The 23,207-nt window shown below is 74.4% G+C and carries 23 protein-coding genes; 13 read left to right on the top strand and 10 right to left on the bottom strand.

What is annotated here, in order from left to right; translation table 11 throughout:
- Positions 1 to 103: 103 nt before the first annotated feature.
- On the top strand, positions 104 to 520 hold the full coding sequence (locus tag AB0E62_RS28355) for a tautomerase family protein (protein ID WP_362199722.1): 417 nt from the start codon (positions 104 to 106) through the stop codon (positions 518 to 520).
- Position 521: 1 nt separating this feature from the next.
- On the opposite strand, the gene AB0E62_RS28350 is transcribed toward AB0E62_RS28355, so the two are convergent.
- Entirely contained in the window at positions 522 to 893 is a 372-nt protein-coding gene (locus AB0E62_RS28350) for a hypothetical protein (protein ID WP_362199719.1), read from the bottom strand.
- A 94-nt stretch (positions 894 to 987) separates the two neighbouring features.
- Entirely contained in the window at positions 988 to 1,869 is an 882-nt protein-coding gene (locus tag AB0E62_RS28345; protein ID WP_362199716.1) for a hypothetical protein, read from the bottom strand.
- Between the two features lie 319 nt (positions 1,870 to 2,188).
- Between AB0E62_RS28345 and AB0E62_RS28340 the strand changes: the two genes are divergently transcribed.
- A complete protein-coding gene (locus AB0E62_RS28340; protein ID WP_362199713.1) occupies positions 2,189 to 4,267 on the top strand; it encodes a SpoIIE family protein phosphatase in 2,079 nt (692 codons plus the stop codon).
- Positions 4,268 to 4,285: 18 nt separating this feature from the next.
- Here AB0E62_RS28340 and AB0E62_RS28335 read toward each other — a convergent pair whose 3' ends face one another.
- Together AB0E62_RS28335 and AB0E62_RS28330 are read right to left on the bottom strand one after the other, a co-directional pair.
- The gene (locus AB0E62_RS28335; protein WP_362199710.1) at positions 4,286 to 5,092 is read right to left on the bottom strand and encodes a putative protein N(5)-glutamine methyltransferase; all 807 of its coding nucleotides are present in this window, start codon (positions 5,090 to 5,092) and stop codon (positions 4,286 to 4,288) included.
- Between the two features lie 224 nt (positions 5,093 to 5,316).
- Positions 5,317 to 6,438 carry a hypothetical protein gene (locus AB0E62_RS28330; RefSeq protein ID WP_362199707.1) on the bottom strand — a complete coding sequence of 374 codons (1,122 nt, stop codon included), beginning with the start codon at positions 6,436 to 6,438 and terminating at the stop codon, positions 5,317 to 5,319.
- Between the two features lie 85 nt (positions 6,439 to 6,523).
- Here AB0E62_RS28330 and AB0E62_RS28325 point away from each other — a divergent pair, with 85 nt between their 5' ends.
- Positions 6,524 to 6,967 carry a MarR family transcriptional regulator gene (locus tag AB0E62_RS28325; protein WP_362199704.1) on the top strand — a complete coding sequence of 148 codons (444 nt, stop codon included), beginning with the start codon at positions 6,524 to 6,526 and terminating at the stop codon, positions 6,965 to 6,967.
- Positions 6,968 to 7,639: 672 nt separating this feature from the next.
- On the opposite strand, the gene AB0E62_RS28320 is transcribed toward AB0E62_RS28325, so the two are convergent.
- Complete coding sequence (locus AB0E62_RS28320) at positions 7,640 to 8,404, bottom strand: GNAT family N-acetyltransferase (protein ID WP_362199701.1); 765 nt, start codon at positions 8,402 to 8,404, stop codon at positions 7,640 to 7,642.
- A 227-nt stretch (positions 8,405 to 8,631) separates the two neighbouring features.
- On the opposite strand from AB0E62_RS28320, the gene AB0E62_RS28315 reads away from it, so the two are divergent.
- From AB0E62_RS28315 to AB0E62_RS28290, 6 genes are all read left to right on the top strand, one after another.
- On the top strand, positions 8,632 to 9,237 hold the full coding sequence (locus AB0E62_RS28315) for a sulfite oxidase-like oxidoreductase (protein ID WP_362199698.1): 606 nt from the start codon (positions 8,632 to 8,634) through the stop codon (positions 9,235 to 9,237).
- Positions 9,230 to 9,985, top strand: coding sequence for a ferredoxin reductase (locus AB0E62_RS28310; RefSeq protein ID WP_362199695.1), 756 nt, complete (start codon positions 9,230 to 9,232; stop codon positions 9,983 to 9,985). Before AB0E62_RS28315 ends, AB0E62_RS28310 begins: the two co-directional genes overlap by 8 nt.
- 631 nt (positions 9,986 to 10,616) lie before the next feature.
- A complete protein-coding gene (locus AB0E62_RS28305; protein ID WP_362199692.1) occupies positions 10,617 to 11,201 on the top strand; it encodes a DUF3592 domain-containing protein in 585 nt (194 codons plus the stop codon).
- Between the two features lie 204 nt (positions 11,202 to 11,405).
- Complete coding sequence (locus AB0E62_RS28300) at positions 11,406 to 12,374, top strand: acetylxylan esterase (RefSeq protein ID WP_362199689.1); 969 nt, start codon at positions 11,406 to 11,408, stop codon at positions 12,372 to 12,374.
- A gap of 121 nt (positions 12,375 to 12,495) precedes the next feature.
- Complete coding sequence (locus AB0E62_RS28295; RefSeq protein WP_362199686.1) at positions 12,496 to 13,686, top strand: serine hydrolase domain-containing protein; 1,191 nt, start codon at positions 12,496 to 12,498, stop codon at positions 13,684 to 13,686.
- A 155-nt stretch (positions 13,687 to 13,841) separates the two neighbouring features.
- On the top strand, positions 13,842 to 14,585 hold the full coding sequence (locus AB0E62_RS28290) for a GntR family transcriptional regulator (RefSeq protein ID WP_362199683.1): 744 nt from the start codon (positions 13,842 to 13,844) through the stop codon (positions 14,583 to 14,585).
- Here the strand turns inward: AB0E62_RS28290 and AB0E62_RS28285 are convergent.
- Both AB0E62_RS28285 and AB0E62_RS28280 read right to left on the bottom strand, forming a co-directional pair.
- Positions 14,555 to 15,328, bottom strand: coding sequence for a class I SAM-dependent methyltransferase (locus tag AB0E62_RS28285; protein ID WP_362199680.1), 774 nt, complete (start codon positions 15,326 to 15,328; stop codon positions 14,555 to 14,557). The genes AB0E62_RS28290 and AB0E62_RS28285 overlap by 31 nt on opposite strands.
- Positions 15,329 to 15,381: 53 nt before the next feature.
- A complete protein-coding gene (locus AB0E62_RS28280; protein WP_362199677.1) occupies positions 15,382 to 15,846 on the bottom strand; it encodes a hypothetical protein in 465 nt (154 codons plus the stop codon).
- 504 nt (positions 15,847 to 16,350) lie between these two features.
- Between AB0E62_RS28280 and rho the strand changes: the two genes are divergently transcribed.
- Positions 16,351 to 17,499 (top strand): transcription termination factor Rho, encoded by a 1,149-nt coding sequence (gene rho / locus AB0E62_RS28275; RefSeq protein ID WP_362199674.1) that lies wholly within the window; start codon positions 16,351 to 16,353, stop codon positions 17,497 to 17,499.
- Between the two features lie 111 nt (positions 17,500 to 17,610).
- Entirely contained in the window at positions 17,611 to 18,786 is a 1,176-nt protein-coding gene (locus AB0E62_RS28270) for a serine hydrolase (RefSeq protein WP_362199671.1), read from the top strand.
- A gap of 307 nt (positions 18,787 to 19,093) precedes the next feature.
- Here the strand turns inward: AB0E62_RS28270 and AB0E62_RS28265 are convergent, their stop codons facing one another.
- Both AB0E62_RS28265 and AB0E62_RS28260 read right to left on the bottom strand, forming a co-directional pair.
- Entirely contained in the window at positions 19,094 to 20,032 is a 939-nt protein-coding gene (locus tag AB0E62_RS28265) for a glutaminase (RefSeq protein WP_362199668.1), read from the bottom strand.
- Positions 20,033 to 20,186: 154 nt separating this feature from the next.
- The gene (locus AB0E62_RS28260) at positions 20,187 to 21,212 is read right to left on the bottom strand and encodes a helix-turn-helix domain-containing protein (protein ID WP_362199665.1); all 1,026 of its coding nucleotides are present in this window, start codon (positions 21,210 to 21,212) and stop codon (positions 20,187 to 20,189) included.
- Between the two features lie 297 nt (positions 21,213 to 21,509).
- Here AB0E62_RS28260 and AB0E62_RS28255 point away from each other — a divergent pair, with 297 nt between their 5' ends.
- Positions 21,510 to 21,782, top strand: coding sequence for a hypothetical protein (locus tag AB0E62_RS28255; RefSeq protein ID WP_362199662.1), 273 nt, complete (start codon positions 21,510 to 21,512; stop codon positions 21,780 to 21,782).
- 119 nt (positions 21,783 to 21,901) lie between these two features.
- Positions 21,902 to 22,180, top strand: a complete 279-nt coding sequence (locus AB0E62_RS28250) for a hypothetical protein (protein ID WP_362199659.1) — start codon at positions 21,902 to 21,904, stop codon at positions 22,178 to 22,180.
- Here AB0E62_RS28250 and AB0E62_RS28245 read toward each other — a convergent pair.
- Positions 22,177 to 23,193, bottom strand: a complete 1,017-nt coding sequence (locus AB0E62_RS28245; RefSeq protein WP_362199656.1) for an asparaginase — start codon at positions 23,191 to 23,193, stop codon at positions 22,177 to 22,179. The genes AB0E62_RS28250 and AB0E62_RS28245 overlap by 4 nt on opposite strands.
- Positions 23,194 to 23,207: the final 14 nt, after the last annotated feature.

The raw sequence follows: 23,207 nt of genomic DNA, 5'->3' as shown, positions 1-23,207 counted from the left end.
AAGCCCGACGTCTTTTGCAACTAGTTGCATAACAGCCTGTGCTGTACCTACCAGTATGTACACTCGGTCGGGACCGTTCCTCTGCCCGAAAGGACGCCCCGCCATGCCCTTCGTCCGCATCGACACGCTCGGCACCGACCCCGCCCGCCTCGACGCGCTGGGCCGGGCCGTACAGGACGCGCTGACGGAGACGCTGGGCGTGCCGCCGGAAGACCTCTTCCAGGTGCTGACCGGTCACGACGGCACCGGCAGCGTCCTGCGCTACGGCACCTACCCGGACATTCCGCGGGACGACTCGGCCGTCTTCGTCGCGATCACCCTGCGGGCCGGGCGGGACGCGGACCGCAAGCGGGCGGTGTACCGGCGGATCGCCGAGCTGGTGCACGAGCGGACCGGCACCGAGCCGCGCAATGTGCTGATCACCCTGACCGAGAACGGCGACGCCGACTGGTCCTTCGGGTACGGGCGGGCGCAGTACGCCCCGGCCGGGCAGGATCCGGCCGGGGCGTCGCCTCGGTGACTCAGCGGCTCTCCAGGCGCAGGTGCAGATCGCGCTCCTGGTCGCCGGAGGCCGTACAGGTCTCCTTCACGGTGAACATCGAGTCCAGGGTGGTGCGGAACCGGTCGACGGCCCAGTAACCGCCCTGGACGTCCGCCTGGACCGGCTGCCCGAGGTGGACCGGCGGGCAGCCGCCGCCCCGGGCCTCCGCGACGTCATAGGTCCCGAGCCACACCATCGGCCGGGTCTCGTGGAGCTGCTGTGGCTCCTCGTCCTCGCCCCGGTCGGAGGCGAAGCAGGTCCTGAGCGCCTCGAAGACGAGGCGGGCGTCCTCCTTGGAGCCGCTGAGCTCCACCGTGACGGTTTCCGGATGCGACCGCTCCGTGTCTTCCATGATCGCTCCTTTCGTGGCCGCGCTGCGGTGGAACGGGGTACCCCGCCGGACCGCGTTCACCCCCAGGAAATCACCACGGGCCGTCGCGCACACCTCAGCCGCGGGTGAACTTGTACGTCTTGCTGTCCGTCAGCACGCAGAAGCCGGGCGAGACGACGATCACACGCAGGACGCCGTTGCGGCGGTCGTAGTCGATGCCCTCCGCCTCGAAGGAGCCCTGGCAGGCGCTGCGCAGCGGCAGCTGGCGCACGGCGGTGACGTGCCCGGTGACGTCGGCGGTCCCGTTCGGCGGGGCGGACAGGTCGATCTGGAGCAGCGGCTTGGTGAGGCCGAAGAGACTGCCCTCGGGGTCGTCGGAGGAGCACAGCAGGGTGGTGGGGCCGGTGAAGTCGCAGCCCTGGACGTCGCGGACGGCGTGGTCCAGGCGGACGGCGGAGACCTGCGGGAGGTTCGCCGAGGGCGAGGTGGCGGGGTTGACGCCGGGGGCCGGGAAGACCAGCAGGCGGGTCATGGTGCCCCACTCGCCGGACAGCATCCACTGGCCGTCGGGCGAGACGGCGGCCCAGGAGTTGTTCAGCGCCTCGTCCGGGCCGAGCGTGTGGACGTACTCCGACCAGGCGCCGCCGGGTGCCTGCACCCGGAACATCTTCGAGTTGCCGGAGTCCCGCTGGTAGGGCTCGATGTAGAAGCCGTCGTACGAGGCGTCGGGGTCGCCGACGTGGTTCCAGCCGCGGCCGGCCAGGCCGAGCGGGACGGTGCCGGCGCCGGTGTAGCGGTTCGGGCTGTTCGCCGGGGCCTCCACCGAGGCCAGGCCCTGGCTCTCGGTCAGCGGGTCGGCGCGGTCGGAGCCGGTCTCGGTCCAGGTGCCGGCCGCCGAGGCGGGCGCGGGTGCGGCGAGGGACACGACGGCGGCGGTGACGAGGGTGACGAGTCCGGCGAGGACGGTGTGGCAGCGTTGCCGGGCGGTCGCGGGCATGGCCGGCTCCTCGGACGGGCGACGGGGGCACTCGGTCGGCGGACAGTCTGGCGTGGCATCAAAGTCATGTACAGACCAACAACGCACCATGAGCGTGAACTCTCACGGCCCGCCGGGACCGCGCGGTACGGTCCCGGCGGGAGGGCCGCGTCGCGCCCGCCACCGGCGCGACGGCTCGGGCGGACGTCCGCCGCCGTGTTGAGGGATGGTGGAGGGAGAACGGCGACGGCGGCGGAGAGTCGAGTGTGAGCGCGGTGGAACGAGGGCAGTCGGCACACGGTACGGCGTGCCGTGCGGACGGGCGAAGGCGGTGCGTGGCATGAGTGCGGCCGAGGCTCCGGTGACGGAGAGCGGCGAGCCCGCGCGCGGGCCGGTCCCTCCGGGCGGCCTGCTGGACGTGCTGGGCGTGGCGTCGGTGGTGCTGGACACCGACGGCCGGATCGTGCTGTGGAGCCCGCAGGCGAAGGAGTTGTTCGGGTACACCGCCGAGGAGGCCCTCGGCCAGTACGCCGCCCGGCTGATGGTGGACGAGCGGCACAGCCGGCTGGTGGCCCGCTTGTTCGCCGACGTGATGCGCACCGGGCAGAGCTGGGCGGGCGGTTTCCCGGTCCGGCACAAGGACGGCAGCACCCGTCTGGTGGAGTTCCGCAACATGCGGCTGCTGGACGACCGCGGCGATGTCTACGCGCTCGGACTGGCCGCCGACCAGTCGACCGTACGGCGGCTCGAGCAGGACGTGGCGCTGTCCGAGCGGATGGTGAAGCAGTCCCCGATCGGCTACGCCGTGCTGGACACCGAGCTGCGGTTCGTCTCCGTCAACCCGGCCCTGGAGCGCATCAACGGGGTGCCGGCCGCCGAGCACGTGGGCCGGACGCTGCCGGAGGTGCTGCCGCATCTGAACGCCCTCGATCTGGAGGCCGCGGCCCGGCGGGTGCTGGAGACGGGGGTGCCGCTGATCGACGACACACTGGTCGGCCGCACCCCGGCCGACCCGGACGAGGACCACACCTGGTCACACTCGCTGTACCGGCTGGAGGACACCCTGGGCCATGTGCTCGGGGTGGCCGTCTCGCTGGTCGACATCACCGAGCAGCACCGGGCCTCGGTGGAGGCGGAGACCGCGCGGCGCCGGCTCGCCGTCATCGCCGACGCCTCCGCCCGGATCGGCACCACGCTGGAGCTGGAGCGCACCGCCTGCGAGCTGGCCGAGGTCGCGGTGCCGGAGCTGGCGGACGTGGCGGCGGTGGACCTGCTGGACGCGGTGGTGGAGGGCCGGCCGAGCGCGCTCGGTCCCTCCGAGTCCGCGGTGATCCGGGCGCTGGCCGTGCGGCCGGCGGAGGGCAGCGACGCGGTCCGGGCCGCCGACCCGCCCGGCCAGATCGCCCGGTACGGGCCGGACCGGCTGGTCACCGAGTGCGTGCGCACCGGCGAGGCGGTGCTGGTGCCGCAGGTGAAGGACGAGGACCTGCCGCTGATCGCCCGCTCCGCCGAGGCGGCCGTGCTGCTCGGCCGGGCGGGCCTGCACTCGTACCTCGCGGTGCCGCTGATCGCGCGCGGCGAGGTGCTGGGCGCGCTGGACCTCAAGCGCACCCGCAATCCGGCGCCGTTCGACGAGGACGACGTGCTGCTGGCGCGGGAGCTGGCGGCCCGGGCGGCCGTGCAGATCGACAACGCGCGCTGGTACCAGAACGCCCGCAACACCGCGCTCACCCTCCAGCGCAGCCTGCTGCCCAGCCATCCGCCGGTCACCACCGGTCTGGAGGTGGCCTCCCGCTACCAGCCGGCCGGGGCCACCAGCGAGGTGGGCGGCGACTGGTTCGACGTCATCCCGCTGGAGGGCGGCAAGACCGCGCTCGTCGTGGGCGATGTGATGGGCAGCGGGGTCAGCGCGGCCGCCACGATGGGCCGGCTGCGCACCGCGACCACCACCCTGGCCGCGCTGGATCTCGATCCGGCCCGGCTGCTGACCCACCTGGACAAGACGACCTCGGCCCTGGACCACTCCATCGCGACCTGCGTGTACGCCGTCCACGACCCGCATCTGCGCCAGTGCCGGATCGCGAACGCCGGCCATCTGCCGCCGGCCCGGATACGGCCCGGCCACCCGCCGGAGCTGCTCGACCTGCCCACCGGGGTGCCGCTCGGGGTGGGCGGGGTCGGCTTCTCCACCGTCACCGTCGATCTCGGGCCCGGCGACGAGCTGGTGTTCTACACCGACGGACTGGTGGAGACCCGGTCCGACTCGCTGGACGAGCGGCTGGCCCTGCTGCTCACCCTGCTCGACGACCCCGCCCGCCCGCTGGAGGAGACCTGCGACCACCTCCTGCGCACGCTGCGCCACCCGGACAACCATGACGACGTGGCGTTGCTCATCGCCCGGGCGCAGCAGCTGCCGTAGGGGGCGAACGGTGTCCGGTCACCGCGCCCGCCCCCGGGGCGCGGGGCGTATGCCGGTCACCACATGCGCGTACAGGTCCTCGTCCACCGCCAGCCGGGTCGTCAGGCCCGCCTCGCGGAAGGCCCGTACGGCTGCGGGGGCCTGGCGCTCGCTGGTCTCGGTGAGCAGGCAGCCGCCGGGGGCGAGCCACTCGGACGCCCCGGCGGCGACCCGGCGCAGCACGTCGAGTCCGTCGGCCCCGCCGTCCAGCGCGATCAGCGGTTCGTGGTCGCGGGCCTCCGCCGGGAGCAGGGCCACCTCGGCGGTGGGGACGTAGGGCACGTTGGCCGTCAGCAGGCCCACCCGGCCGCGCAGCCCGGGCGGCAGGGCGTCGTAGAGGTCCCCCTGGTGGGCCCGGCCGCCGAAGGGGGCGAGATTGCGGCGGGCGCAGCGTACGGCGGTCGGGTCGATGTCGGCGGCGTGCACCTCGGCCCCGGGCAGGGCGTGGGCGAGGGCCGCGCCCAGGGCGCCGGAACCGCAGCACAGGTCCACCACCACGGTGGCGTCGGGGGCGGCGGCCAGCGCCTGGCCGGCGAGGAACTCGGTACGGCGGCGGGGGACGAACACCCCGGGTTCCACGGCGATGCGCAGTCCGTGGAACCGGGCCCAGCCGAGGACCTGCTCGAGGGGGAGTCCGGCGGCGCGCCGGTCCACCATGCCGGCCGCCTCCTCGGGGGTGCGGGCGGTGGCCAGGATCAACTCGGCCTCGTCCTCGGCGAAGACGCACCCTGCGGCGCGCAGCGCACAGACGACGGCGGACGGGGTCAGGGGGGCGGGAGCGGTCATGGAAGCGGAAAGCCTTTCGGGAGCGCGTAACCTCAGGGCGCTCCCGCGGTCACCGCTGCCGGCGTACCGCGCCGTCACGAGGAGAGAGCACCCCAGCCGACACAGCGGTAATGGGTCTCACCTCCTCGCTCGTGGGGCCGTGGATCTCCACGGCCGGGCTGTCACCCTACCCCACGGCCCCGACAGGCCCCCGCGGCTGGTGAGTTCGTCCACCGGTGCGTCCGTCAGACGCCGACCGACTCCTCCGCCTCCTCCTCGGCCTCCCGCGCGGCGTTGCGCTCGGCTTCCCGCGCGGCCTCTTCCCTGGCGTGCCGCGGGCCCGTCCGCCCGGTCCCGGTCCCGGCGGACGCGGCGGGTACGGCCTCGGGGCCGGCGGCTTCCCGGCGGGTACGGCCACCGCCCTCGTACCAGGCGGCCACCGCGGTCATCAGGACGCCGGCCAGCAGCCACAGCACCAGGGTCCACACCGTGCGGCCGAGGCCGTCGTCGCCGAAGTACAGCAGGCTGCGGACGCCCTCGACGAAGCCCGCGCCGTTCCAGAAGGCGTGCAGGGTGCCGAAGAAACCGTTCTGCAGCTCGGGCCGGAACAGACCGCCGGAGCTGGTGAAGTTCAGCATCACGAACAGCACCATCATCGTCAGCGTGGTCCACCGCTTCAGGAACGTGTGCAGGCCGACGCCGATGAACAGGATGCCCGCCGAGTACAGCCAGGCCATGCCCCACACGCCCGCGAGCCCGTGGTGGGCGAGGTGGAACACCGGCCCGGCGAGCAGCGCGCCGATGCCGCTGACCACCGCGGAGACACCGAGGGCGAGCAGCGCCCGGATCCGCATCGCGAGGGCGGCACCCGCGGCACCGAGCGCGGCGACCGAGGCGTACGAGCCGATGCTGACCGCGATCATCAGGAAGAACAGGCCCTGTCCGGTGGGGTCGTCGGCGACCGGCCGGGCCACGTCGGTGACCTTCAGCGGCACGCCCTGCCCGGCGGCGACCGGGGTGAAGACCTTCTGCACGGCCATGGCGCCCATGTCGGAGGCGGCGCTCGCCACCAGCAGCTCGGGCGCCTTGGGGCTCGGCACGTAGGCGCCGGTCACCTCGCGGGACTCGAGCAGGCCGACGGCGTCGGCCCGGGTGGCCACCGTGCGCACGTCGAGCTTCTCACCGGCGGTGTCCTTGACCGTCTGCGCGAAGACCTTGGCCCGGGGGCTGGTGCCGACGACGGCGACCGGCAGGTGGTGCGGCTCGGGGGTGACGAACGCCCCCATGTAGGCGAGCCCCATGCCTATGCACATCAGCAGCGGGGTGATCAGGTGCGTGAGCACATGACGCAGTGCCGGTGACCTCATCGCGGGCAGCCTCCAAAGGTTGGCTTATACAACTTTCACTTCAAGTTGTACTATACAACTAGAACCCCTGGAGGAGGTATTGTCCGTGAGCGCAGCGGAGTCGGCCGTCGAGACGATCCAGCGCGAGATGACCATCTTCGCCCGCCGGGCCCGCGCCTCGGCGGGCCGCATGCACCCCGAGCTGTCCCTGGTGTCGTACACGCTGCTGGGACACCTGGAGGAACGCGACGGCTGCCGGGCGACCGACCTGGCGGCCCACTACGCCCTGGACAAGTCCACGGTGAGCCGGCAGGTGGCGGCGCTGGAGCGGGCCGCGCTGATCGAGCGCCGGCTGGACCCGGAGGACCACCGGGTCCAGGTGCTGCACCTGACGGAGGCCGGCCGGGAGATCCTGGCCCAGGTCACCCGCAGCCGCCGGGCCGCCTTCCGGGAACGCCTCGCCGAGTGGTCCGAGGAGGACCTGGTGCGGTTCGCGGCGTACCTGGAGCGGTACAACTCCGGCGGTCCGGCGGGCACGGACTCGGAGTGAGGGCGTGAGGGGCGTGGGGGCTGGGGAACGGGACGGGTGTGAGCGAGGGTGCGGGCGTGAGGGAGAACACGCCCCCTCGGCAGACGACGCGCCCGTCACCGACGGAGGCCCGGCCACCCCAGCCCAAGACGCGACCGTCGTCGGCGAGGGGGCGCGGCCCGCCCCGGCAGACGACACGACCGGACCCGACCGAAGATTACGGCCCGCCTCCACGGAGCAAGCCTCCAGCGCCGACGGAGAACACCACCCACCCCGGCAGAAGACGCACCGACACCGACGGGCGAGGCGGCCGGTGACTCCGGCCGACGGAAGCAAAGACGGCAGGCCGGGCAACAGCACCAAGCGCAGGACCCCGCCCGCCCCAGCCCAAGACGCGGCCGACTTCGGCGAAGGGGCGCGGCCCGCCCCGGCAGACGACACGACCGGACCCGACCGAAGACTACGGCCCGCCTCCACGGAACGAGCCTCCAGCGCCGACGGAGAACACCACCCACCCCGGCAGAAGACGCACCGACACCGACGGGCGAGGCGGCCGGTGGCTCCGGCGGGCGGAAGCAAAGACGGCAGGCAGGGCAGCAGCACCGAGCGCAGGACCCCGCCCGCCCCGGCCGAAGAGGCGGCTCACCTCCGCGGCTCACCTCCGCGGAGGTTCGGCCGGGCGGGCCGCGCTGGTCAGGGGACCGGGACCGGCTCGCGGTCGTCCGGCTGGCCCTGGGGTGTCCGGGCCTCCAGGAACACCGTGCGGCGGCGCAGCCGGAAGCCCAGCGACTCGTACAGCCGGATGGCGCCCGTGTTCCCGGCGCTGGTGTGCAGGAACGGCGTCTCGCCGCGCTCCCGGATGCCGTGCGCCACCGCGCGGATAAGCCGGGTGGCCAGGCCCTGGCCGCGGAAGGCGGGGTCGGTGCAGACCGCGCTGATCTCGGTCCAGCCCGGCGGGTGCAGCCGCTCCCCCGCCATGGCGACCAGCGCACCGCCGCGGCGGATGCCGAGGTAGGTACCGAGTTCCACGGTGCGCGGCAGGAACGGTCCGGGCCGGGTGCGCGCCACCAGGTCCAGCATCTCGGGCACGTCCGCCGGCCCCAGCCGCACCGCCTCGGTGTCCGGCGCGGCGGCCAGCGCGTCGTCCACGAGCTGTACGCCCTCCAGCCGGAAGGTGACCTCCCACCCCGCCGGGACCCGGCCGCCGAAACCGGGCAGCGGGACCTCGGCGCCGGGACCGGCCAGCGCGGCCAGGTCCGCCCAGTCCCGCTCGTCGGGATCGTCCGGCAGCGCCAGCCACGGCGAGACGTCGAGGGGATAGCGCAGCACCCGGCCGCGCCGCTCGGCGAAGCGGGCGTGCGGGCCGGTCAGGGAGGCCAGGGCCGGATTGTCGAGGACATGGGGGACGCCGGTGACGGGCCGGCCGGGGCCGGCGTCCGGGCTGCTCACGACGCTCATGCGGCCACCTCGATCACGGTCCTGGGCAGATACGCCTGGGGCATCCTCGTTTCCTCGCTTCTCTCGGCCGTCTCTCGCTGTGTCACCGGGCCCACCGGGGCCGGCACCGATCGCCAAGGAGCGGCGCCGGGGCGGTATTCCCGGGCCCCGGCAGAGTTCATACGGCCGCAACGATGGGGGCGCCGGCCAGGCACGGAGCACCCGGAACGACAGCGTACGGTTGAACCATGAACGTCACGCGAGGCTTCACGGGCCGCCCGCGCGTCCACCGTCCGGGGCTGCCGCCCGGGCAGTACGACGCGCGCGACGACTGGCCCGTCCTGTCCGCCGAGGTCACCCCGGACCTCTCCCCCGCCGACTGGTCCTTCCGCGTGGACGGCCTGGTCGAGCACCCGCACACCTGGGACTGGGACGCCGCGCACGCGCTGCCGGCGTCGGCGTACGAGGGCGACATCCACTGTGTGACCGGCTGGTCGAAGTTCGGCGTGCGGTTCGGGGGCGTCTCACTGGACGCCTTCCTCGACCGGGCGCGGCCACATGGGTCCGCCACACATGCCCTCGCCTACTCCCACACCGGTTACACCACCAACCTGCCGCTCGCCGACCTCACCGGCGGACGGGCCTGGATCGTCTGGGAGTACGACGGCGCACCGCTGCCGCCCGAACACGGCGGCCCGGCGCGGCTGGTGGTGCCGCACCTGTACTTCTGGAAGAGCGCCAAGTGGATCGCGGGCGTCACGCTCCTCGACCACGACGAGCCGGGCTTCTGGGAGCGCAACGGCTACCACGCGCGCGGCAACCCGTGGGAGGAGCAGCGGTACTCCGGTGACTGAGACGACGACTCCCCTGACACGGTTCGCGGTGCCCGGGCGGATCGCCGTGAGCGCCCGGACGGCGTCGCAGTGGCAGACCGCCACGCTGACGGAGATCCGCCACGAGACGCCGCGCGCGGCCACGTTCCGCCTGGCGGTGCCGGGGTGGGCGGGGCATCTGCCGGGCCAGCACCTGATGCTGCGGCTGACCGCCGCGGACGGCTATGCGGCGCAGCGCCACTACTCGATCGCGTCGGCGCCGGACGCGTCCGGGCACATCGAGCTGACCCTGGACCGGGTGCCGGACGGCGAGGTCTCCGGCTGGTTCCACACCGTGGCCCGGCCCGGGGACACGGTGGAGGTGCGGGGCCCGCTCAGCGGCTTCTTCGCCTGGCCGGGCGACCGCCCCGCGCTGCTGCTCGGGGCCGGCTCCGGGGTGGTACCGCTGATGTCGATGCTGCGGCACCACCGGGCGCGCGGACTCACCGTCCCGCTGCGGATGCTGGTGTCGGCGCGCAGCCCCGAGGAGCTGATCTACGCGGGCGAACTGGGCGCGGAGACGACCCCCGTGTTCACCCGCAGCGCTCCGCCCGGGGTGCCGGTAGGACGTATGACGGCCGCACATGTGGCGCCACTCCTGGCCGAGCGGCCCACAGGTGGGTGGGAAGCCTATGTGTGCGGCTCCAACGCCTTCGCCGAGCACGCTTCCCGGCTGCTGGTCGCGGCGGGCCAGCCGGTGGAACGGATCCGCATCGAACGCTTCGGCTGACGCCTCGGGACGAAGACCGGGAACGGACCCCTCGGGCGGACCCGACCCGGCCGGCCGGGACCGCGTGACTCCCGGCCGGCCCCGGCGGCCTGCGGGAAGCGCCGGGGCCTCGGACGCGTGACGTGCTCCCCGGGCGGAGGCCGACCAGCCCCTCGGGCGCGGGCGGCGCTTCCGCGGGCACGCGCCCGCAGGCCGGAAGCGCAGCAGACGGGTCCACCCGTCGTGTGCACCCCGGTCGACGACGGGCAGCCCTCACTGGGGGCGGACGGGACGAGGGCGGACGGCTGCCCCGGCGCGTGTCCCGGACGGAGTCCGTCGGCTGCCCCCGGCGCGTGTCCCGGCTGAGCGGCGGCGCCCGCCGGCACGTGACCGCCGGGAGCCCGCGCCTCCGGGAACCGCGCGATGCGCTCCGGCGCCCGGGTCGCGCGGCAGCGCCCGGCGCGCGATCGTGGGGCGCGTGATGTCCGGCGTGCGCCATGTGGGCCGGAACTCGGGGTTCGCGGCATGCGCGAGGTGCGCCGAACGGGGTACGAGACGGGTGTGCACGTTCGTGCGCGGGAGCGGTGCGGGCGGTGGGGCGAGGAGCCCGGTGTGCCGGCTCACCGGCTCCGGTGGTGGCAAGGAGGTGGACATGCGTACCCGGGTGTGTGGCTGGCGCTGGCGGCGCAATCCGCTGCGGCGCCGGGCGGACGTCGTGGAGGCGTGGACGGTGCTGCTGGTCGCCGTCCTGCTGTGCGTGGCCGCCCCCCTGGCCGGGGTGTTCGCCGGCCTGCACGCCCACGACCAGGCCCGGGCGCTGGCCGCGAAGCAGCGGGCCGAGCGCCACCAGGTGCGCGCCGTCGTGGTGGGCGACCCCGGCGAGCGGCCGGCCGCGGCCCAGAGCGACCGCCGCCAGCCTTACCACGCCCAGATCCGCTGGACCGAGCCGAGCAAGGGTGTCCGGACCGCGTGGGCCCAGGTGCCCGCCGGGGCCCGCCCCGGGGAGCCGGTCTCGGTGTGGTTCGATTCCCGGGGCCGCAGTGTGGCGGCGCCGCCGGACGACGTGGCGGTATGGCAGCACGCGGTGACCGTCGGCCTGTGCGCGGCCGGCGGCACGGCGACGGTGGTGTTCCTCGGCCGCGTGATCCAGCGCCGGATCGCCCTGCGCCACCGGCTCGCCGAATGGGAGCGGGAGTGGGAGCGGACCGGGCCGCGGTGGACACAGCCCCGGACGTGACCGGCGGGTGACCCGATCACCGGGCGCCCGCCGCGGGTGTGCGCGCCCGCCTTGAGCAAGCGGTTGCTCACCCTCCGACCTGGCCCGTCGACCCACCGGTGAAGCGGTGGCGAAGGGACCCGGCGCCGTCGATCCCCTGGCCAGAGGTCCGATCACCCACGTACCGTGTGACCGCTCACCCTTCCTTCACAAAGGCGGTTGTTGATGGCCCTGTTCGATCTGCCCCTGGACGAACTCCGCGCGTACCACAGCGAGTCGACCGAACCGGAGGATTTCGACGCCTTCTGGGAGAAGACCCTCGAGCAGGCCCGCGAGCACGACCTGGACGTGCGTTTCGAGCCGGTGGAGACCGGGCTGACCACGGTCGATGTCTACGACGTGACGTTCGCCGGGTTCGGCGGCCACCCCGTCAAGGGCTGGCTGCGGCTGCCCGCCGGGGCGACCGGGCCGCTGCCCCTGGTGGTGGAGTTCCTCGGTTACGGCGGCGGGCGCGGGCTGCCGCACGAGAGCCTGCTCTGGGCGTCGACGGGCCGGGCCCACTTCCTGATGGACACCCGCGGGCAGGGCAGCGCCTGGGGCGGCGGGGGCGCCACCGCGGACCCGGTGGGCGCGGCACCGGCCTACCCCGGATACATGACGCGGGGCATCGAGGCGCCCGAGAACTACTACTACCGCCGGGTGATCACGGACGCGGTGCGCGCGGTGGAGGCGGCCCGCTCGCACCCGCTGACCGACGCGTCGCGGACCGTGGCCCTCGGTGCCAGCCAGGGCGGCGGTCTCACCATCGCGGTCGGCGCCCTGGTCCCCGACCTGGCCGCGGTCGCCCCGGACGTGCCGTTCCTGTGCGACTTCCCGCGCGCGGTGACCCTGACGGACCGTCACCCGTACCGGGAGATCGGCCTGTTCCTGAAGACGCACCGGGGGCGCACCGCCGAGGTGCGGCGCACGCTGTCCTACTTCGACGGGGTGCACTTCGCGGCCCGGGGCCGGGCGCCCGCCCTGTTCTCGGCGGCGCTGGAGGACCAGACCTGCCCGCCGTCGACCGTGTTCGCGGCGTTCAACGCCTGGGGCAACGAGGACAAGACCATCGAGGTGTACGACTTCAACGACCACGAGGGCGGCGGCCCGTTCCACGAGGCGGCGAAGGTGCGCTGGCTGCGCGCGTACGCCTGAGCCCGGCCGGCGGGCAGGGCGGCCGGGAGTCCCCTTCCCCGCAGACCGGGCAGTCGGTACGTTCGGAGCCCCCGGGTCGCGGCCGGCGCGGACCCGGGTTCCCGGCGACGACGGAGGCCTCATGTCCACGCACGAGACACGGCAGACACCGCGGGCGGACGTACCGGTCCACGGGCACTGCGATCCACGGTTCGGCGCGGTCCGGGAGGCCTTCGAGGAGAACTTCCGCACCCGCGGGGAACTGGGCGCCGCGATGGCGGTCACCGTCGCCGGTCAGACGGTGGTGGACCTCTGGGGCGGCTGGGCGGACCCGGCGCGGACCCGGCCCTGGGAGCGGGACACGGTGGTGAACGTGTGGTCCACCACCAAGGGGGTCGTGGCCCTCGGCGCCCACCTCCTGGCCGACCGGGGGCTGCTCGATCTGGACGCGCCGGTGGCCGCGTACTGGCCCGAGTTCGCCGCCGCGGGCAAGGAGAAGGTGCTCGTGCGGCATCTGCTGTCGCACCGCGCCGGGCTGTCCGGACTGCGCGAGCCGCACTCCCTGGAGCAGTTGTACGACTGGGATCTGACCACCGGGCGGCTCGCCGCCATGGCGCCCTGGTGGGAGCCGGGCACCCGGTCCGGGTACCACGTGCTGACGTACGGCTTCCTGGTCGGGGAGGTGATACGGCGGGTCTCGGGGCTGCGGCCGGGGGCCTTCCTGGAGCGGGAACTGGCCGGGCCGCTCGGGGGCGGCTTCACGGTGGGCCTGCCCGCGCGGGATGCGGGCCGGGTGGCCGAGCTGGTGCCCGCGCCGGCCCGGCCGGCCGCCGAACAGGCCGCGTTCTCCGCCGGGTTGTCCCCGGTCGCGCGGGCCGCCCTGGCCAACCCGGCCGCCGGGCCCGCGCAGGCGAACAGCGCCGGCTGGCGGGCCGCGGAGATCCCCGCGGCCAACGGGCACGGCACCGCGCGGGCGGTGGCGGCACTGTACGGCGTCCTCGCCGGGCGCGGCGCGTTCGGCGGCCGGCGGTTCCTTTCGCCGCGGGCCGTGGAGCGGGTGCGGGAGAGCGAGGGGCCCGGCCGTGACCTGGTGCTGGGCGCGGCACTGGAAGGCGAGACCGAGATCGGCCTCGGGCTGTGGCTGAGCGGGCCGCGGGGTCTGTACGGCCCGAACCCGCGGGCTTTCGGCCATGACGGCTTCGGTGGTTCCTGCGGGCTCGCCGACCCGGAGGCCGGGGTGTCGCTGGGCTACGCGATGAACCGCATGGGGTCCCGCATCGCCGATGATCCACGGAAGACAGCGCTGGTCGACGCCCTTTACCGCGCCCTGTGAACCCCCATCACGGCGCCCGGTGACCGCCGTGCGGGGCGGGGTGGATTTCGGTCGAAACCACCGGCCGCCCTTCCCTCGTGGTTTAGACCAATGCTAATTGTGGTCGCGCAATGAGCCCGTACGACTACGTCTTGTCACCGACAGGAGGGCGCGGCATGGCCCGCACCACCCCGCACGATCCCCCGCCCGACGACGGCCGCCCCTTGTACGGGCGCATAGCGGCGCTGCTGCTCGGTGAGTTGCGCGACGGCACCATACCGCCGGGTGAACGGCTGCCGGGCGAGCGGCACTTGGCCGCGCACTTCGGGGTCAGCCGGGAGACCGTGCGGCAGGCGCTGGAGGTGCTGCGGCGCAGCGGGGTGGTCGCCACGGACCGGCGGGGCAGCCATGCCATGCTGCCCGGCCGGCCGGTGGAGTCGCCGGACGCGCTCGCCTTCCCGGTGGGCGCGCGGCCCGCGGACCCGTGCGCGGTGGACCGGGCCACGGTGACCTGGGAGGTGCCGCCGCCGGAGCACGCGCGGGGACTGGGCCTGGCCCCGCACCGGCCGACACTGGTGCACCGTTACCGGTCGGCCGCGCCGGACGGCCGGGTGCTGCGGACGGCGGTGACCTCGTTCTCGGCGGTGGCCCTGGCGGAGGTGGCGGAACTCGCGCGGTACCGGGACCGGGCCGACGGCGTGACGCCCGTGCAGTTGGGGCGGGCCTACGACTGGATGCGCAAGGCCGGGCTGTGCCTGCACCACCGGGACGCCATCAGCCAGGTCTCCCAGGCCGCCTCGGTCCGGGTGACCCGGTGCGTGCACGATCAGTACGCGCGTCCGCTGGAGATCACGGACCTGGTGGTGCACGCCGGACAGGACACGCTGGTCTACGAGTTCACGCTGCCCGCCGCGGTGTGACCGCCGGCGTCCGGCGCGCCGGCGTTCCGGGCCACCACCAGCCGGCCGCGCGGACCGCCGTCGGCCCGCCGGCCGAACGCGGGCAGTGCGGGCAGCTCCACCGAGAACCCGGCCCGCTCCAACTCGCCCAGGAGTGCTCCGAGTCGGAGTGCCCGGTAGTACATGACGAACGGCGGCCGCCACAACGCGTTGCGCACCCGCATCACCGCGTCGAAGCCGGACAGCAGCCAGAAACCGGGCCGGGCGGGGCGCGGCGGGGCGAACACCGGGAAGGCGAACCGGCCACCCGGCCGCAGCGCCGCGCGGACCCCGGTGAACAGTCCCGGCAGTTCCCCCGGCAGGAAGTGACCGAACGCCCCGAAGGAGACGACGAGATCGAAGGCCGCCGTGAACGGCAGGGCCCGGGCGTCGCCGCGTACCCAGGCGACCCGGGGCCCACCGGCGGGCCGCGCCCGGTGCCGGGCGACGTCGAGCATGCCGGCGCTGAAGTCGACCCCGGTGACGCTGCGGCGGCAGAGCCGGGCGAGCGGCCGGACCCCGGCGCCGGTGCCGCAGCACAGGTCGAGTCCGTCCGTGAACGGTCCCAGCGGCGCGAGTGCTTCGGCCACGGCGTCCAGCACGGGGTCGGGGGTCCGGAAGGGGGTGTGGTCGAACTTCGGTGCGAGCAGGTCGTAGCCGCGCTCGACGGACGACAGTGCCTGCACGGCGAGTTCGCGCAGCGTGGGGCCTTCGGGACCGAACATGCCGGCAGCCTACGACGCCACCGCGGGCCGCCGCGGCGTACCCCGTTCCGGTGTCAGCCGTAGGTCTCGCGGCAGAGGCGGACGATCTCCGGCGCGGCCACGCCGTCCGCCCGGCGGCACAGGTCGCGCATCACGGCGGTGGGCGGCCGGGAGGCCGTACGGGGGCGGGGGACCAGGTGCCGTACGGGTGAGCGGCGCTTCGCGCGCGGGTGGGGAGCCGGTGCGGCGGGGGCGGCCCGGGAGGACCCGGCGGCCGCGGGTCCGCGGGCGGACGCGGGCCCTGGGGTCCGGGCCGCCGGGCCGGGCCGTCCCGGGCGCTTGTCACCGGTGCGGACCAGCGCGGCTCCGGTGGCCGGATCGCTCACCGGGGCCCGGAGGACCGACGGTCCCGCCGCGGCGCCCGAGGGGAGGGCGCGCCGGGAGCCGGCGGGTGCCGGGTGGGAACCGGGGTTGACGGTGGTGCAGCCGGCGACGCTCACCAGAGCGGCGATCACCAGCGGAAGAAGTCGGCGAGGCACCCGCTCACTGTGCCGCACCGCCCGCGGCCACGGCGCGCCCCACGCCGGATCACCACCCCCACGAGCGACCGGCCCGGGACGACGGTCCCCGCCAGGCCGCTCAGGCGTGCGCGCCGGGCCCCGGCAACTCGCCTCCGGGCGCTACCCGTTGCGCGCTACGGTCGGCGGGTCCGGCGGGCGTCCGGCTCCGCGGGAATGCCACGATCCGGTGGTTTGTTGACCGGATCACGGACACCGCACCCCGTCCAGTGGTACGGTGCCATCAGCACTCGTGCACGCCCAAGGTGGGCGCCGGTGCCATTCTCCTTCTCCCAGCTGATCGGTTCGCCGCCGTCCCGGACTTTCCGGTCCCCGGCACCTCAGCTTCCCGGTACCGCCTCGTGACGGGCCTTCTCGCCGTACCCGAGGCACCGTCTCCGCCGCCCGGAGGCAGTCGCAGACGCCTCCCGCTCGCGGCCTCTCCCCCGCTTCTCCGCCCTGTTCCGTCCGCGAAAGGACACCCACATGACCACCACACTCGCACCCCGCGCCGAGGCCCGGCGGGCACCGGCGGCACCGCTCGTCACCGGTGTCCTGGACATCGACGGGCACGGAAAGGGGCACCTGAGGGCCGCGAGCCTGCTGCCCTCCCCCGCCGATCCGCAGGTCACGGCGGCGCTCGTGCGCCGGCACGGGCTGCGCAAGGGCGACCTGATCGAGGGCGTCCAGGGCGCCCAGCGGTCCCTGACCGAGATCGCGCGGGTGAACGGGCGCGCCCCCGGGGACCCCCGGGCGCGCCGGGACTTCCGCGCCCTCACCCCGCTCCACCCGCACCGGCGGCTGCGCCTGGAACACCCCGGCGCCGGACTGACCGGGCGCCTGACCGATCTGCTCGCGCCGGTCGGCAAGGGCCAGCGCGGCCTCATCGTGGCCCCGCCCAAGAGCGGCAAGACGGTGCTGATCCAGCAGCTCGCCGCCGCCGTGGCCGGCAACCACCCCGAGTGCCGGCTGATCGTCCTGCTGCTCGACGAACGGCCCGAGGAGGTCACCGAGATGCGCCGCTCGGTGCGCGGCGAGGTGTACGCCTCCACCTTCGACCGCTCGCCGAGGGACCACATCGCCCTCGCCGAGCTGGTCGTGGAGCGGGCCAAGCGGCTGGTGGAGGCCGGCGAGGACGTCGTCGTGCTGCTGGACTCGCTGACCCGGCTGTGCCGGGCGTACAACAACGCCTCCGCCGCCGGCGGCCGCACCTTGAGCGGCGGTGTCGACGCGGGTGCCCTGACCGGCCCCAAGCGGTTCTTCGGCGCCGCGCGCCAGGCCGAGGAGGGCGGCTCCCTGACCATCCTCGCCTCGGCGCTGGTGGACACCGGCTCCCGCGCCGACGGCTTCTTCTTCGAGGAGCTCAAGAGCACCGGCAACATGGAGCTGCGGCTGGACCGGGAACTGGCCGCCCGGCGGGTCTTCCCCGCCGTGGACATCGACGCCAGCGGCACCCGCCGCGAGGAACTCCTGCTCCCCCCGGCCGAGTTGGCCGCCACACGCGGGCTGCGCCGGGCCCTGCGCTCCCGGGAGGGCGGTCCGTCCGCCGTGGAGACCCTGCTCGAACGGCTGCGCGCCACCCCCGACAACGCCACGTTCCTGCGGCAGATCCGGCCCACCCTGCCGGCCGGCTGACCGCGGGTCCGGGACGGCCCCGGGACGGCCCGGTGCGGCATCCGGGTTGCTCGGCTCCCCGAACGGCCCCGGCGGGGTGAGGGACCCGCACCCTGTTCGTAGGTTGATCGTATGATCACCGGATTCTCGTATCGCGCGGCAGTGTCGGCCTGCTCCCTCTGTGTGGCGGGTCTGCTGGTGCTCACACCGGCCGCTGCCGCCGCCGGACCTCCGGCCGGGGAGCCCGCACCGCCCCGCCCACCGGCGGCGATGCCCGGGCCGTCCCTGCTCTACCGGTCCGGCACCCAGGTCCGGCCGCACCGGGGCGCCCCCGAGGTGCCCGACGTCTCGGCGCTCTCCTGGCTCGTCGCCGACGCGGCCGGCGGAGAGGTGCTGGCCGCGCACGACGCGCACCGCGAACTGCCGCCCGCCAGCACCCTGAAGACACTGTTCGCCCTCACCGTGCTGCCGGTCCTGCCCCGCGGCCTCCAGCACACCGTGCGCTACGACGAACTGGCGGACGTCGGCGAGGGCAGCAGCCTGGTCGGCGTCGAGGAGGGGCACACCTACCAGGTGGCCGACCTGTGGCGCGGGGTGTTCCTCAGCTCCGGGAACGACGCCGTGCACGTGCTCGCCCGGCTCGGCGGCGGCTGGGAGGCCACGGCCGCCCGGATGCAGGACAAGGCCCGCACGCTCGGCGCGCTCGACACCCATGTCGTCTCCCCGGACGGCTACGACGCCCCCGGCCAGGTCTCCTCCGCCTTCGACCTCGCGGTGTTCGGCCGGGCGGGCCTGCGCGACCCGGACTTCGCCCGGTACTGCGGCACCGCCGAGGCCAGTTTCCCCGGTGACGGCTCGTCGTACCCCATCGAGAACACCAACCGGCTGCTGACCGGCGAGGACGGCGTGACGCCCTACCCCGGGCTGATCGGGATCAAGAACGGCTACACCAGCAACGCGGGCAACACCCTGGTGGCCGCGGCGCGCCGGAACGGGCACACCCTCGTGGTGAGCGTGCTCAACCCTCAGGCCGACGGTGGGCTGACCGTGTACGAGGAGGCCCGGGCGCTGCTCGACTGGGGCTTCGCGGCGGCCGGGCAGGTGGACCCGGTGGGCTCGCTGGACGGGCTGCGCCCGCACTCCCGCGCCGAGCCGTCGGCCGTGCCGGTCGCGGCGGCCGGGGCGCCGGCCTCGGACGACGACTCGGACTGGTCCCCCGCCGCCCTCGTGGCCGGGCTCTCCGGGCTCGGCGCGGGAGCCGTGGCCCTCGCCCTGCGGGCCAAGGGCGGCCGGGCGGCCCGCGGCTGACCCGACAGCAGGCCGAGCCGCGGGGCCGGGGAGACCCGGACGCAGGCGCTGGTGCCCGGCGAACCCGCCGGCGCCGGACGCGTCGATGGTGCGCCCAGGCGATCGGGCCGACCAGGCAGCCCGCGATGCCGGTGAGCGCGTACGTCGCCGGCCGGGCAGCGACGGGTCGGACACATACGCGAGCTCAAGGTGTCCCGCAGCCGCTCGAACCGGGCGAGCAGGCACAGGGACAGGGACGGGGACAGCACCCACCGGTACAGCCGTGACGTCGCCGGCCGGGCCCGGCCAGGGCAGTCGGGGGCCCGGTTCAGAAGATCGACAGGCCCGTGAGGGTGGTGAAGCGGTCCAGGGCCGCGACGCCGGCGACCGAGTTGCCGTGTTCGTCCAGGCCGGGGCTCCACACGCACAGCGTGCACCGGCCCGGCACGACGGCGATGATCCCGCCACCGACCCCGCTCTTGCCGGGCAGCCCCACCCGGTAGGCGAAGTTCCCGGCCGCGTCGTACGTGCCGCAGGTCAGCATGATCGCGTTGACCTGCTTGGCCTGGCTGCGGCTGAGCAGCCGGCTGCCGTCGGCGCGGATGCCGTGCCGGGCGAGGAAGCCGGTGGCGAGGGCCAGGTCGGCGCAGGACGCGGCGATGGAGCACTGCCGGAAGTACTGGTCGAGCAGGACCGGTACGTCGTTGTCGATGTTGCCGTAGGACGCCATGAAGTGGGCGAGGGCGGCGTTGCGGTCGCCGTGCGCGGCCTCGGAGGCGGCCACCTCCGTGTCGAAGTCGAGGGCGGGGTTGCCGCTCTCGGCGCGCAGGAAGGCGAGCAGTTCCCCGGCCGCCTCCCCGGTACGGGTCTGGAGGCGGTCGGTGACGACGAGGGCCCCCGCGTTGATGAAAGGATTCCGCGGGATGCCGTTCTCGTACTCCAGCTGCACCAGGGAGTTGAACGGGTTGCCGGAGGGCTCGCGGCCCACGTGCTCCCAGAGTTCGTCGCCCTCCCGGGCCAGGTCCAGGGCGAGCGTGAAGACCTTGGTGATCGACTGCGCGGAGAACGGCTGCCGCCAGTCCCCCACCCCGTACACCGTGCCGTCCGGCTCGGCGACGGCCATGCCGAAGCTGCGCGGGTCGCGGGCCGCGAGGGCCGGGATGTAGTCGGCGGGGCGGCCGCGCCCGGGCGTGTGGCTGATCTCCTCGGCGATGCGCTCCAGCACCGGCAGGAAGGTGGCGGACGACGTCGTTGTCATGATCACCATTGTGCCTCCCGGCCGGTCCCCGGGCCTCGCCGAGGTGACCTTCGCCCAGGTCAGCGGCCGGGCACCACGACCCGCGACGACGTCCGGGCGGCGCGGATCGGCCGGCCTGCCGGCCTTCTTTGCCGGCCCTGCGCAGCAGGCCGCAAAGGCGTGGTCATGCGGGCGGTATCAGGGTGATGAGGAATTCTTGGTCGCGGGCGCCCGAGCAGGGACTTTCGACGATCTCGGCCCCCGCAGCGGTGTCCTGGCCGCGAACGGAGAGGCACTGGCCCGTGGCGGCGGGGCGGAGTCGGAAGTGCGCCGAGGCCGGCGGGCCGATGAGTTCGATCCGGAACTGTTGTGCGGGGTCGTCCTCGGCACAGCCGTCGTCCCTGGGTTCGATCAGGTCGCGGCCGGGCCCCTGGCGTAAAAGGGTCAGGCAGCCGACACCGTGCTTCGGATGGTGCCACTGGATCTGGATCAGGTTCTCGCCGACGGGTTCTATGTAAGTGCGGGGCAGGACGGCCTGTGAGCAGGGGGACTGGGCGGCGATGGCCGTGGCGTAGCGGTGCGTCCGGTCCCGCCCTTCGGTGACGCACAGCCGCGGGGTGCGGGCGGGGTGGATCTGCGCCCAGCTGCCGACCGCCAGAAGGGGCAGGTGGCGCACGGGGCGAGCGGTGCTTGTCGTGCTGTCGGGTGCGGACGGAGGTGACAGCAGTGTCTGTGCGCCCAGGGCCACCGCGGCGCCGATCGCCGCGGCCGCGACCAAGCGCAGGTGCCGGTACCGGTGGCCGCGCTGCCGCTCGCGGTCCGGTGCGTCCGTACGGGGTGTCCGCTGCTCCTCGGAGTCCGGCGGGACAGGATCGGCACGGGGGCCGGGGGATTGCTGAGCCACGGCCAGGCGTCGGCGAGCGTCGAGCCACCGCTGGACCTCGGCCTCACTGAGTCCGCACGCGCGGGTGAACGCGGCGACGAACGGCTCACGGGGCAGCGTGGCGCGCCCCAGAGTGGTCGCGATCGTGCTGGAGGCCAGCGCGTCGCCGCGCGCCGAGGCTTTTCCCTCCAGTTGCCGGTAGGACAACCCTGAATAGATGCGTAGCACACGCAACGCCGCGGTGAACTCAGCGGCGGTGCGGGACTGGTCCGGATGCGGCACATCGGGGGGTGCCTGGACGTCGTCGCTGCCTGCCTCTTGTCCCATGCCCTCACCGTAAGGGGAGGGTCACGGTTTGCGACCACGGCGAATTCGTCAACCAGTCGCGGTGCCCGGCCATGTTCGGGATCCGCTGTCCGGCAGTGTCCGAGGGCTGGTCGGGACTGACCCGAACGTTCACGAACACCCGAGTGGCTTGTGCGCGCTCACCGTCATGGGAAGGCTCTGGGCCGTTGTCCCGGGCATGCGTGCCGCGTCCGGCGATGAGCCGGCTGGGTGTGAGGCAGGTCAGGCACGGGCCCGTGGACACGCGAGAGTCCAACCGTCGAGAGAGAAGGATGAGTCATGCGCGTGCGCAATGTTCTCGCCGGCGCGGCCCTCGGGTCCGCGCTTGCGCTGGGCGGCCTGGCCGCTCCCGCGCAGGCCGCTCCCGCGTCCGTCGGAAGCAGCACGACGACAGCCGCACCGATCACCGCGTTGAGCATCGTCAACGTCGGCTGGTACACCACCTTGGCACGGTGCGAGGCCGACGGAGCGAACTCCGCCTACAGCTGGTGGGACTGCAGGTGGAACAGCACCCGCAAGGCCTGGGGGCTGTACGTGGACACCGACTCGTAAGCACGCGGCACTCCCAGGGGCCCGGCTGTCCCGGGCCCCTGGGGGGCGGGCTGCCGCAGCGGCCCCCGCAGTGCTGCGGATCCGTACGCATCATCCACACAACCGAAACGGACACACGTATGCGTAAGCGCTTGTGGCTCACCAGCCTCGCACTGGGAGCCGCCCTGGTGACAGGGGGTGCTGCCGCCTCCGCGCAGGCGGCGACCACGCCCATCGACGCGAGCACGACCATCACGGCCGGTCGCGGGATGCCGCTGTCCCTGTCAAGGACGGAGATCCCCATGATCTACCCGTCGCTCGCCCAGTGTCGGGCAGCCGGGGAGGCCTCCGGCTACCTCTACTCGTGCACCCGGAATTCCTCCTCCAGTTATTGGCGTCTCTACCTCTACACGGATTAGGCGCGGGTCAGGGCGCGAGCAGGGTCCAGGGCCGGCGCGAGCCGTACGCTTCCCACCGGTTCCCCGCCGCCGAGCAGTGGCTCCCCGGCGAACTCGGTGAGCAGCGCGGGGTCGACGCCGGCCCGCACGAGCGCCGCCGCGGCCACCGGGATCCGCGCCCGGTTCGCCCCGTCGGCGATCTTCACGGCGATGGCCGTGCCGTCGGGCAGCGCCGCGACCTGGACGCCCTCGAAGCCGTCCTTGGCGAGCAGTCCGGGCACGGCCCGCATGAGCGCGGCGACGTCCCGGCCGGAGCCGGAGGCCATCTCGGCGTGTTCGCGCATCGCGTCGGCGACCCGGGCCTCGGGGGTGCCGGGGGCGGCCGTGGTGATCCGGGCGAGGGCGCGGGCGAGGCCGTGCAGGGAGACGGCGAACAGCGGGGCGCCGCAGCCGTCCACGGTGACCCGGGCGACCCGCTGACCGGTCAGTTCCTCGACGGTGGCGGCGATCTTCCGCTGGAGCGGGTGTGCCGGGTCCAGGTAGTCGTCCAGGGACCAGCCGTTGAGCTGGGCCGTCCACAGCATGGCGGCGTGCTTGCCGGAGCAGTTCTGGGCGAGCCGCGACGGCATGCGGCCCTCGCGCACCCAGGCGTCCCGGACGACCGGGTCGAACGGCATGTCGGGCACGTTGCGCAGGTCGTCCTCGGTGAGGCCGGCGAGTTCCAGGATGCGCCGGGTGCCGGCCAGGTGCCGCTCCTCGCCGGAGTGGCTGGCGGCGGCCAGCGACAGCAGTTCGCCGTCGAGCGGCAGCCCGGCCCGGACCATGGCCACGGCCTGGACGGGCTTGAGGGCCGAGCGCGGGTAGCAGGCCGCTTCTGTGTCACCGAGCTGGAACCGTGTCCGGCCGTCGGGACCGAGGACGACGACGGAGCCGTAGTGGATGCCCTCGACGACCCCGCCGCGCACGAGGTGGGCGACGGGGGCGTGGCGGGGTGCGCGGACGACGGGGGCGTCGGCGGGGGAACTGGTGTGCATCACTGCCTGTATCG

It is taken from the genome of Streptomyces sp. NPDC038707, from assembly GCF_040636485.1.
Lineage (GTDB): Bacteria > Actinomycetota > Actinomycetes > Streptomycetales > Streptomycetaceae > Streptomyces.
This window is presented reverse-complemented; position numbering and strand designations above follow the sequence as displayed.

Coding starts and splice junctions, on each gene's coding strand:
- AB0E62_RS28350 (WP_362199719.1), bottom strand. CDS start 893: ATGGAAGACACGGAGCGGTCGCATCCGGAAACCGTCACGGTGGAGCTC.
- AB0E62_RS28245 (WP_362199656.1), bottom strand. CDS start 23,193: ATGCACACCAGTTCCCCCGCCGACGCCCCCGTCGTCCGCGCACCCCGC.
- AB0E62_RS28300 (WP_362199689.1), top strand. CDS start 11,406: ATGGCCCTGTTCGATCTGCCCCTGGACGAACTCCGCGCGTACCACAGC.
- AB0E62_RS28270 (WP_362199671.1), top strand. CDS start 17,611: ATGATCACCGGATTCTCGTATCGCGCGGCAGTGTCGGCCTGCTCCCTC.
- AB0E62_RS28320 (WP_362199701.1), bottom strand. CDS start 8,404: ATGAGCGTCGTGAGCAGCCCGGACGCCGGCCCCGGCCGGCCCGTCACC.
- AB0E62_RS28290 (WP_362199683.1), top strand. CDS start 13,842: ATGGCCCGCACCACCCCGCACGATCCCCCGCCCGACGACGGCCGCCCC.
- AB0E62_RS28335 (WP_362199710.1), bottom strand. CDS start 5,092: ATGACCGCTCCCGCCCCCCTGACCCCGTCCGCCGTCGTCTGTGCGCTG.
- AB0E62_RS28255 (WP_362199662.1), top strand. CDS start 21,510: ATGCGCGTGCGCAATGTTCTCGCCGGCGCGGCCCTCGGGTCCGCGCTT.
- AB0E62_RS28250 (WP_362199659.1), top strand. CDS start 21,902: ATGCGTAAGCGCTTGTGGCTCACCAGCCTCGCACTGGGAGCCGCCCTG.
- AB0E62_RS28315 (WP_362199698.1), top strand. CDS start 8,632: ATGAACGTCACGCGAGGCTTCACGGGCCGCCCGCGCGTCCACCGTCCG.
- AB0E62_RS28305 (WP_362199692.1), top strand. CDS start 10,617: ATGCGTACCCGGGTGTGTGGCTGGCGCTGGCGGCGCAATCCGCTGCGG.
- AB0E62_RS28295 (WP_362199686.1), top strand. CDS start 12,496: ATGTCCACGCACGAGACACGGCAGACACCGCGGGCGGACGTACCGGTC.
- AB0E62_RS28340 (WP_362199713.1), top strand. CDS start 2,189: ATGAGTGCGGCCGAGGCTCCGGTGACGGAGAGCGGCGAGCCCGCGCGC.
- AB0E62_RS28285 (WP_362199680.1), bottom strand. CDS start 15,328: ATGTTCGGTCCCGAAGGCCCCACGCTGCGCGAACTCGCCGTGCAGGCA.
- AB0E62_RS28355 (WP_362199722.1), top strand. CDS start 104: ATGCCCTTCGTCCGCATCGACACGCTCGGCACCGACCCCGCCCGCCTC.
- AB0E62_RS28345 (WP_362199716.1), bottom strand. CDS start 1,869: ATGCCCGCGACCGCCCGGCAACGCTGCCACACCGTCCTCGCCGGACTC.
- rho (WP_362199674.1), top strand. CDS start 16,351: ATGACCACCACACTCGCACCCCGCGCCGAGGCCCGGCGGGCACCGGCG.
- AB0E62_RS28260 (WP_362199665.1), bottom strand. CDS start 21,212: ATGGGACAAGAGGCAGGCAGCGACGACGTCCAGGCACCCCCCGATGTG.
- AB0E62_RS28330 (WP_362199707.1), bottom strand. CDS start 6,438: ATGAGGTCACCGGCACTGCGTCATGTGCTCACGCACCTGATCACCCCG.
- AB0E62_RS28265 (WP_362199668.1), bottom strand. CDS start 20,032: ATGGTGATCATGACAACGACGTCGTCCGCCACCTTCCTGCCGGTGCTG.